At 70.2% G+C, this 9,253-nt stretch carries 8 protein-coding genes; 3 read left to right on the top strand and 5 right to left on the bottom strand.

The genetic code is table 11. The features are described 5' to 3' along the window. Positions 1 to 103 precede the first annotated feature (103 nt). Positions 104 to 769, bottom strand: coding sequence for a DNA-binding response regulator (locus ACPT94_RS35045; RefSeq protein WP_425247160.1), 666 nt, complete (start codon positions 767 to 769; stop codon positions 104 to 106). Positions 770 to 837: 68 nt separating this feature from the next. On the opposite strand from ACPT94_RS35045, the gene ACPT94_RS35040 reads away from it, so the two are divergent. Next, positions 838 to 1,680: an oxidoreductase gene (locus tag ACPT94_RS35040; protein ID WP_360348910.1), complete on the top strand. Its 843-nt coding sequence runs from the start codon at positions 838 to 840 to the stop codon at positions 1,678 to 1,680. A gap of 31 nt (positions 1,681 to 1,711) precedes the next feature. Further along, entirely contained in the window at positions 1,712 to 2,878 is a 1,167-nt protein-coding gene (locus ACPT94_RS35035) for an IS630 family transposase (RefSeq protein ID WP_425247161.1), read from the top strand. A gap of 50 nt (positions 2,879 to 2,928) precedes the next feature. On the opposite strand, the gene ACPT94_RS35030 is transcribed toward ACPT94_RS35035, so the two are convergent. The 3 genes from ACPT94_RS35030 to ACPT94_RS35020 form a co-directional block, all read right to left on the bottom strand. Beyond that, entirely contained in the window at positions 2,929 to 4,539 is a 1,611-nt protein-coding gene (locus tag ACPT94_RS35030; RefSeq protein WP_425247702.1) for a TROVE domain-containing protein, read from the bottom strand. A 291-nt stretch (positions 4,540 to 4,830) separates the two neighbouring features. Beyond that, entirely contained in the window at positions 4,831 to 5,301 is a 471-nt protein-coding gene (locus ACPT94_RS35025; RefSeq protein WP_425247701.1) for a hypothetical protein, read from the bottom strand. Between the two features lie 42 nt (positions 5,302 to 5,343). Beyond that, positions 5,344 to 7,251 carry an AMP-dependent synthetase/ligase gene (locus ACPT94_RS35020; protein WP_425247700.1) on the bottom strand — a complete coding sequence of 636 codons (1,908 nt, stop codon included), beginning with the start codon at positions 7,249 to 7,251 and terminating at the stop codon, positions 5,344 to 5,346. A gap of 337 nt (positions 7,252 to 7,588) precedes the next feature. On the opposite strand from ACPT94_RS35020, the gene ACPT94_RS35015 reads away from it, so the two are divergent. After that, positions 7,589 to 7,876: a hypothetical protein gene (locus tag ACPT94_RS35015; RefSeq protein WP_360338449.1), complete on the top strand. Its 288-nt coding sequence runs from the start codon at positions 7,589 to 7,591 to the stop codon at positions 7,874 to 7,876. Between the two features lie 28 nt (positions 7,877 to 7,904). Here the strand turns inward: ACPT94_RS35015 and ACPT94_RS35010 are convergent, their stop codons facing one another. Continuing rightward, positions 7,905 to 9,191 (bottom strand): acetyl-CoA C-acetyltransferase, encoded by a 1,287-nt coding sequence (locus ACPT94_RS35010; protein ID WP_360338446.1) that lies wholly within the window; start codon positions 9,189 to 9,191, stop codon positions 7,905 to 7,907. Between the last annotated feature and the right edge of the window lie 62 nt (positions 9,192 to 9,253).

Below are 9,253 nucleotides of genomic sequence, written 5' to 3'. Positions count from 1 at the left end.
AGTGGTCGGCTCCGGAAGTTATTCGGGGGTTGACGCGACGGTTGTTTACGTATACCGAGGTGCTCAGGTGTACAGACCCTGCAGGGGTGTGATGACTATGGTCTCAGCGGGGTAGCCCCAGCTCACCCGCGCGCAGCCCGGCCTGGAAGCGGGAGTTGGCCTCTAGCTTGACCATCAGTTCGGCCACGCGCCGCCGGTAGGTGCGTAGCGAAAGGCCGAGCTGTTTGGCGGCTGATTCGTCGGTGAGTCCCGAACCGAGGGCTTTGAGGATCACGCGGCCGTCAGCATCGAGGTGGGGGATGTTCTTCCGCAGATACGTGTCGGGACCGACGGCGGTGTCCCAGATCGCTTGGAACAGCGAGTGGACGCCGTCGACCAGGATCTGCGACGTCGTCACGGTGTATTCGCGGCCGGTAGGGGTCTCTGCGCCGGCGAGGATCATCACCCGCCGGTCGATGATGATGGTCTCGTGCGGCAGTCGCGAGCCGCTGATCCGGACGAGAGCTCCTTTGTTCTGCACCAGCCGTAGATGCGCGCGGGCCTCCTCGTCAGCGAGCGCGACCGGGCTGAGCAGCTTGCGAGGGATGAAGTCCGGGGAGTGCGCAGCGCGCATCCGGTTGCGGATCGCGGCCCTGGCCTGTGGCTGCGAGAAGGTCTTGAGGTCTCGGGCGGCGCACAGGAACTCGGCCTGCGCGGACTCGAAGAGATGGCCGGCACGCTCGATCAGCTCTGTGTCCCCTCGGACGGAGAACACCTGCTCGTTCCGCATACCTCAAGTCTGGCAGCAAGCTGCCACAAGCTCGCAGGGACGTCATGGCGGTGGACACCATAAGCCTTATGACGATCAAGACCTTCTCCCTCGGCGGGGACCTGACCATCAACCGGCTCGGCTTCGGCGCGATGCGCCTGGCAGCAAACACCTTTGACGGCCCGCCACGAGATCCTGAGAACGGCATCGCGGTGCTCAGGCGCTCCGTGGAACTGGGCGTGAACCACATCGACACGGCCGACTTCTACCGCAGGGGTACGGTGCGGGCCAACGAGCTTATCCGTAGGGCGCTGTCCCCGTACCGTGACGATCTGGTGATCGCGACGAAGGTCGGGCCACTGCCCACGCCAGACGGTGTGCCCAGTGGGCAGGCGACGCCTGATCAGCTGCGCGGCTTGGTCGAGGCGGACCTGCGCTCTCTTGGGCTGGACCGGCTCGACCTGGTCTATCTGCGGGTGGGCGGGATGACCGGGCCAGGCGGCGAGGCGATCGCCGAACGCTTCGCGGTGCTGGCCGAGCTCCGCGCGGAGGGGCTGATCCGGCACCTGGGCGTCAGTAACGTCGACGCCTTCCAGTTCGCCGAGGCCCGGGAGATCGCGCCTGTCGCGGCGGTGCAGAACCGTCACACAGGTGACATGGGGCTGCTGGCGGAATGCGAGGAAGCGGGTATCGCGTACGTGCCGTACTTTCCGCTCGGCGGTGGTGTCAGTCCGCTGGACACCGAACGGCTGGACAAGGTGGCAGTTCGCCTGGGCGCGACCGCCACGCAGGTGCACCTCGCCTCGCTGCTGGCGACCTCGCCCTCGCTGCTGGCGATTCCGGGCACTGGTTCACTCGATCACCTAGAGGAGAACCTCGCCGCGAACGATCTCAGTCTCAGCGACCAGGACCTGTCTGACCTGCGAGGTTGACTGGGCGGCTCCGGAAATCGGCTTGCCTGCCATGCCCGTTGCCACCGCCCGCCCGATATCCCCGACCGATACCGAGCTGCACCGGTTGAAGAAGGCAGCCAGGGGCCACAAGACCGAGCACCGGCTGCGGGTGCGCGCACAGATCGTGCTGCACGCGGCCCGCGGGCTGCCGAACGCGCGGATAGCCGAGCGGGTTGGTGTGCACGTAGACACCGTGCGCACTTGGCGGAGCCGCTTCGCTGAGCAGGGCATGCCCGGCTTGGCCGACCGTAAGCGCACCGGACGCCCGCCCACCTTCACCTCGCTGCAGGCTACCCAGGTCAAGGCCCTCGCCTGCCAGCTGCCCGCCGAGACCGGCGCGCCACTGTCCCGCTGGACCACCCCCGAACTGGCCCGCGAGGCCGTAAAGCGCGGCATCGCGCCCTCCTTGTCGGCCTCCACCGTGCGCCGCTGGCTCGCGCGGGACGCACTCAAGCCCTGGCAGCACCGCTCTTGGATCTTTGTCACCGACCCCGACTTCCGTCCCAAGGCCGAGCGCGTTCTGGACCTGTACGCCCGCACCTGGAACGGCGAACCCCTCGGCGCGGACGAGTTCGTCATCAGCGCCGACGAGAAGACCTCCATCCAGGCCCGCTGCCGCTGCCACCCCACCCTCGCCCCCGGCCAGGCCCGCGCGATGCGCGTCAACCACACCTATGGCCGCGGCGGCGCACTGTCCTACCTGGTCGCCTACGACGTTCACCACGCGACAGTGTTCGGCCGCACTGAGCCCAGGACCGGCATCGACCCGTTCATGGCCCTGGTCACCCGGGTCATGAACCAGGAGCCCTATGCCAGTGCCAAGCGCGTGTTCTGGATCGTGGACAACGGCTCCTCCCACCGTGGGAAGAAGGCCGCCGACCGGCAGACCGCCGCGTTCCCGAACGCGGTGCTGGTCCACACCCCAGTGCACGCCTCCTGGCTGAACCAGGTAGAGATCTACTTCTCCGTCGTGCAGCGCAAGGTCGTCTCACCCAACGACTTCACCGACCTGACCGAAGTCGAGGACCGGCTCCGAGCGTTCGAAGACCGCTACAACGCCACGGCACAGCCGTTCCAGTGGAAGTTCACCACCTCCGACCTGGACGATCTGCTCGCCAGGCTCGACCGGTACACCGCCGATCACCAAGAAGAAGCCTCCGTTGCGCTGGCAGCATGAGCACCCCTGAAGGACTTACCAGTGCGACCACTTAGGCCGTGTCCTTCGGATCAGGCCGACTCAGCGGTCCATGGCCAAGTGGCCTCGCGGCCGGCCTCGATGAGGCCGACCATGCGGAACGAGGCGTCCGTGAGGCCGCCGAAGGTGTGCCGGTGGGGGCCGGTGGGACCGTGGGCGGGCCGGTACCCCGCCAGGTTCCACGTGTAGACCGGGACGTCGGCCGGGACCGGTTCGGTCGGCCTGCCGGGGCCGTCGGGGCCGTAGGGGGCCGCCTGCTCGTCGGTGACGATCAGGACCCGGTCGTGCGCCCGGTAATGGGTCCGCACCGCCTTCGTGGTCTGGGTGCCTCCGAGACTGTGGAACCGTTTCAGCACCTCGAGCACCGGCTCGCCCGGCTCGAACGGCACCTGTGCGCTGTTCCAGCCGAACTCCACGAGATCCGCCTGCGCGGCACGCATGGCCAGCGCGGTGCCGAACACGGCCGCCGCGTCCGCCCGCGTCAGCTTGGACCGCTCGGAGACGGTGTCCCAGAACATGGAGTCGGACCGGTCCACCAGGATCAGAGTCCGGCCGGGCAGGGGCGGAACATTGGCCAGGGAGTGGCCCAGTGCCCGTTCGAGCGCGGCCGCCCAGCGCTGCGACGGCGCGTGCTGGTGGGCGGCCAGGTAGCGGAAGGGGAACTGCCGGGACCGGGCCACCTCGGAGGCGTCGGAGAGCCGTGCGGCGACCCGGGCCGCGACTTCGTCCGAGACCCCCGCCTCGTCGAAGTTCCGCAGGTTCCGCAGGAGCGCCATCGGCCCCATCGTGGGGATCACGGCTTCCCAGACGGCGGCGTCCATCGGTCCGTGCAGCCAGCCCGCCAGGGCCTCCCACGTCATGCCGGCCTCGGCCAGCCGCTCGGGGCCGCCCGGCCCGGTCACCACCGCCCGCCGCTCGTCCGCAGCCGACTCCATCAGCGCCCGATGGGCGGTCAGCAGATGGTCGGAGGCCGGCGGTACCGCCTGCTCCGGGTGGTGGCGGCGGTCCAGGGCGTACCGGAAGAGCGCGCCCTGCCAGGGCTTGTCCGGGTCGGGGGAGGCGTGCACCAGGTTGAGCACGTCGCCGAAGCGGAAGCCCTTGGACGCGGTGTCGTACTTGAGCAGGGACCGGGACGTGTACAGCCGCCGTACGCCGTCGGCGATGCCCCGCTTCACGGGTTGCGGCACGGTCCGCCCGTACGCCGAGATCCAGTGGGCGAGCAGCTCGCCGGGCTCGTCGGCGCGCTGGAGCACCGAGTCGATCACGGACCGGTTGGACGGGCCTTCGGACGCTCCGGCCTCGAGCCGGGCCCGCACGTACGCGGCGGCGCCCACCAGGGACGCCGTGCGCATGTTGCCCTCGCCGCGCAGCCAGCGCAGCAGGCCGGCCGTCCACACGGGGTCCTGGACGGCGAGTTCACCGACGAGACGGGCGTACCGGTCGTCCCGCTCCTCACCGCTCTCGTAGAAGGTCCGCTGGGAGACGAAGTTGCCGACCGCCAGGAGGAAGAGCTCTTCGCGGGGCTCCCTGACGAAAGCCGGGCCGCCCTCGTAGGTGCGGAAGTCCGGCGTGGCAGGCCCGTGATGGGGCCGTGGTGAGGGCAGGGAGCGGGCGGCCGCCGAGACGTGCGGGGCCACGAGCATCTCGGGCCAGATCTTGGAGACGCGTGGGGTGTGACGAGGCAGCGAATCCCCCCGGATTCAAAGAAAACTTGGGCGGCCCCGGGCAACAGGTCCGACGGGGCGAAGACGCCCGCGCCTGCCGAGATCAAAAGGGGCGGCGGCGTCACTTGGTTGTCAGAGGGAAGTAGCCGCAGCCGGGCGCATCGTCAGGCGCGGTCGCGATGCCAAGTTACAAGGGCCACCAGGTCCCACACCAACGATTTAAGGCAGGCCCGTTCTCGGACTCCGCCAACCGCTGAAGCCCAAACCGGGTCAGGCCCCCCTCCACGGGTCCTCCCCCAGCACCGCCGGTGCCGTCAGCGCCACCTCGAACGCCCCCCGTTCGAAGGTGAACGGGCCGATCCGCAGCTCGCCCCACTGCTTGCGGTGGGGTTGGCGGAAGGACGACCAGGTGACCGTCGTGGGGGATGCCGTGATCCGGGCCATGAGGGGCCAGCAGCCCCAGATGCCGCAGGGACAGCCGAGGAGCGGGGCGCTGTCGGCCGCGGTGAGGAAGTGGTCGGGACGGTCGGCGAAGTCCGGTACGCCGAGGCCGTCGTGCTGGTTCCGGACGTGCTCCTCGATCTCGGGCTCCTCGAACTCCCCCTCCAGCTGAGCCCGCCACAAGTCACGCGTCGCCTCCGCCGCGTACTCGCGCAGGTCCGTGCCGTCGACCCGGATGCCCCAGAGCGGTGACGACGGGTTCTCGGCCCACGGGTAGTGGAAGAAGTCGATGCCGTTCACGGACGGCATCCTCCCCGGCCGGGCGGGCGGTGCGCGAACGCATTACCGCGGATACAGGCTCTCCACCGCGTCCGCGAAGTCCCGCATGATCGCCTCGCGGCGCAGCTTCATGGACGGGGTGAGGTGGCCCTCCGTTTCGGAGAAGTCCCGGGGGAGGACGGCGAAGCGGCGGATGGACTCGGGGCGGGAGACCAGTTTGTTGGCCTCGTCGACCGCTCGTTGGAGGACGGCGTTGAGTTCCTCGTCGTCGATCAGCAGCTTCGGCGGTACCGGGTGCTTGCCGTTCATCTGGCGCCAGTGGGTCAGGCCGTCGGGGTCGAGGGTGATGAGGGCGGAGACGTAGGGGCGGCCGTCGCCGAGGACCAGGCACTGGGAGATCAGGGGGTGGGAGCGCAGCCAGTTCTCCAGGGGGGCGGGGGCCACGCTCTTGCCGCCCGCCGTGATGATCATTTCCTTCTTGCGGCCGGTGATGGTCAGGTAGCCCTCGTCGTCCAGTTCGCCGATGTCGCCGGTGGCCAGCCAGCCGTCGGGGGCCGCCGGGACCACTCCTCCGGCCGCCGGGTCCCAGTAGCCGCGCAGGACGTGGTCGCCGGCGACGAGGATCTCGCCGTCGGCCGCTATGCGGATCTTCGTGCCGGGGAGGGGCCAGCCCACCGTGCCCAGACGGGGCTTGAGCGGTGGTGTCACCGTCGACGCGCCCGTCGTCTCCGTCAGGCCGTAGCCCTCGTAGATCTCGATGCCGGCGCCGAGGTAGAAGGCGGCGAGGCGGCGGCCCAGGGGGGAGCCGCCGCAGATCGCGTGGCGGACGCGGCCGCCCATGGCGTTGCGGATACGGCGGTAGACCAGCGGGTCGTAGAAGGTGCGGGCGGCGCGGAGGGTGGCGCCGGGGCCGTGGCCGCTGCCGGTCTTCTGGGCCTCGACGGCCTCGCCGTAGCGGATGGCCGTGTTCACGGCGCGGTCGAAGGAGCTGAGCCTGCCGCCCGCCTCCGCCTTCGCCCGGGCCGTGTTGAAGATCTTTTCGAGCATGTAGGGGATCGCCAGGAGGCAGGTGGGTCTGAACGCGGCCAGGTCCGGGAGGAGCTCGTCGGCCTTGAGGCTCGGGGCGTGGCCCAGGCGGACGCGGGCGCGGACGCAGGCGATGGCGACCATCCGGCCGAAGACGTGGGACATGGGGAGGAAGAGGAGGACGGAGAGGTCCTCGGTGGTCGACTTGAAGATCGGGTAGAGGAGTTCGATCGCGTTGTCGACCTCGGCGAAGAAGTTGCCGTGGGTGAGGGCGCAGCCCTTGGGGCGGCCGGTGGTGCCGGAGGTGTAGATGAGTGTGGCGAGGGTGTCGGGGACCAGCATTCCCCGGCGGATGTCGACTTCGGCGTCGGGGGTGTGCTCGCCCAGTTCGGCGAGGCGCTCCACGTGGCCCTTCTCCATCACCCACATGTGCCGCAGGTCGGGCAGCCGGTCGCGCTCGGGGCCGATGGCCGCCGCCTGTCCGACCGTCTCGGTGACCAGGGCGACCGCGCCGGAGTCCTGGAGGATCCAGCGGGTCTGGAAGACGGAGGAGGTGGGGTAGACGGGGACGGTGACCAGGCCGGCCGCCCAGGCGGCGAAGTCGAGCAGCGTCCACTCGTAGGTCGTCCGGGCCATGATGGCGATCCGGTCGCCCGGCATCAGGCCCTCGGCTACCAACCCCTTGGCCACGGCGTGCACTTGGGCGGCGAATCGTTCCGCCGTCACGTCCGTCCAGGTGCCGTCCTGACCCTTGCGGCTGAGCACGACCGCGTCCGGTGCCGTGTCCGCGTTCTCGAAGGGCAGGTCGGCGAGCGACCCGTACGTCACCGGTCGGGCGAACGCCGGTACGGACGCCTCCCGTACGGCGCCGTCCAGCCGGCGCGTCTCGGGTTCCACGAGGGCGGGGGGAGCGTCGAAGTCTGCGGAGGTGGAGTACGTGGACACGGGCGGCTCCCTGGGCGTGCAGCTGGAGGAACTGCTTGCTGCATAGAGGTACGTGCCTCGCATGTCGAGGCGTTCACCGGTTGACCCCGAAGAAAGGGGTTACCACCGGTTAGGTGGGAGATCGTACGGCGTTGTCGTGGGGGGTATGTGCGTTTTCGGGGATGGTCTGGGGTCGGGGCTGTGCAACCTCGGGGGTTATGTGAGGGGCGTTCAAGTTCGTTGCCGCGCGCCCGTTCCCAGGTCAGCGGCGTGCCGATTTTGATCGGGCGTTGCCCTGTCTTGACGGGTTCGGGTCGCACACTCCCTTCACGGCAGGGTGAGGAAGAGGGGTACGGGCGTGCACAAGATCGTGGATTACACCGCCTTCGCGCTGGGGTGCGTGCTCGTTCTGGCGGGGTGCGTGTCGGTCCTCACCGGTCGGGCACCGTCCCGGTTCACGTACGTCGGCCGGCCCCGGCTGTTCGGGGTGTGGTGCGTGTGCACGGGCGTCTTCTCCATGGCGCACCTGCCGGCTCTCCAGCAGCGGGTGGTGGACGCCGGCTCCGTCGCCGTCGCCGCGGTCCCGCTGCTGATGTTCGTCGGTCTGGTGGCGTTGTTCCTCAGCAGGCGTCCCGGCCGGCGCTGACCTTCGCCGGCGCCGGACCCGGGTGGGCTCAGGCCCGTTCGAGAACCGCTGTCACTCCCTGGCCGCCCGCCGCGCAGATCGAGATCAGGCCGCGCGCGGGGCCCTCGCGTTCGGCGAGCAGCTTGGCGAGGGTGGCCACGATGCGGGCGCCGGTCGCCGCGAAGGGGTGGCCGGTCGCGAGGGAGGAACCCGCCACGTTCAGGCGGTCCCGGTCGACCGGCGCCAAGCCGCGCTTCTCCCAGGCCGCCAGTGTGGCCAGCACCTGGGAGGCGAACGCCTCGTGGATCTCGACCAGGTCGAAGTCGTCGACGAGGAGACCGGCGCGCTCCAGCATGCGCGGCACGGCGTACGCGGGCGCCATCAGCAGTCCGTCCTCGCCACCGGCGACGTCACCGCGCACGAAGTCCACGGCGGCCGTCTCGTACGCGGTCAGGTAGGCGAGCGGCTCCAGGCCGCGCGCGTCGGCCCACTCCTCCGAGGCCAGGAGCACCACGGCCGCGCCGTCCGTCAGCGGGGTCGAGTTGCCCGCGGTCATCGTAGGGTCGGGGGCGTCGAGGCCGAACACCGGCTTGAGCCGCGCGAGTTTGTCCGCCGTCGAGTCGGGGCGCAGGTTCTGGTCGCGGTCGAGGCCGCGGAAGGGGACGACCAGGTCCTGGAAGAAGCCGCGCTCGTAGGCGGCCGCCAGCCGCTGGTGGCTGGCCGCCGCCAGTTCGTCCTGGGCCTCGCGGCCGATGCCCCACACACGGGCGGTGACCGCCGCGTGCTCGCCCATCGACAGGCCGGTGCGCGGCTCGGCGTTGCGCGGGATGTCGGGGACGAGATGGGTGGGTCTGATCTTCGCCAGGGCCTTGAGGCGGGCGCCCGTCGACCCGGCGCGGCGGGCTTCGAGGAGGATGCGGCGCAGGCGGTCGTTCACGCCCAGCGGGGCGTCGCTGGCGGTGTCGGCGCCGCCCGCGACCGCCGACTCGGTCTGGCCGAGGGCGATCTTGTTGGCGGCGGCGACGACGGCCTGCAGCCCGGTCCCGCAGGCCTGCTGGATGTCGTACGCCGGGGTGCGTGCGTCCAGTTTCGAGCCGAGGACGGTCTCGCGGGCGAGGTTGAAGTCGCGGCTGTGCTTGAGGACGGCGCCGGCGACCAGTTCGCCCACGACGCCGGGGACGTCGAGCCCGTAGCGGACCGCGAGGCCGTCCACGGCCGCCGTGAGCATCTCCTGGTTGGAGGCGGTGGCGTACGGGCCGTCGGAGCGGGCGAACGGCACGCGGCTGCCGCCGATGATCGCGACGCGCCGGACCTCCGGCCGTTTCACGGGGCTCATCTCGACCTGCTCCTCACCTTTGACGTAGGCTTACCGCCGGTAACCTTACTCCAGAGTAAGAA

It is taken from the genome of Streptomyces aurantiaciflavus, from assembly GCF_049808595.1.
In the GTDB taxonomy this organism is placed as follows: domain Bacteria; phylum Actinomycetota; class Actinomycetes; order Streptomycetales; family Streptomycetaceae; genus Streptomyces.
The sequence above is the reverse complement of the archived record's forward strand: the minus strand, read 5'-3'. Positions and strand labels throughout refer to the sequence as shown.

What these genes read in the sequence shown, in the direction of transcription:
- ACPT94_RS35010 (WP_360338446.1), bottom strand. Translation starts at nt 9,191, where the DNA reads ATGAGCCCCGTGAAACGGCCGGAGGTCCGGCGCGTCGCGATCATCGGC.
- ACPT94_RS35040 (WP_360348910.1), top strand. Translation starts at nt 838, where the DNA reads ATGACGATCAAGACCTTCTCCCTCGGCGGGGACCTGACCATCAACCGG.
- ACPT94_RS35030 (WP_425247702.1), bottom strand. Translation starts at nt 4,539, where the DNA reads ATGCTCGTGGCCCCGCACGTCTCGGCGGCCGCCCGCTCCCTGCCCTCA.
- ACPT94_RS35035 (WP_425247161.1), top strand. Translation starts at nt 1,712, where the DNA reads ATGCCCGTTGCCACCGCCCGCCCGATATCCCCGACCGATACCGAGCTG.
- ACPT94_RS35045 (WP_425247160.1), bottom strand. Translation starts at nt 769, where the DNA reads ATGCGGAACGAGCAGGTGTTCTCCGTCCGAGGGGACACAGAGCTGATC.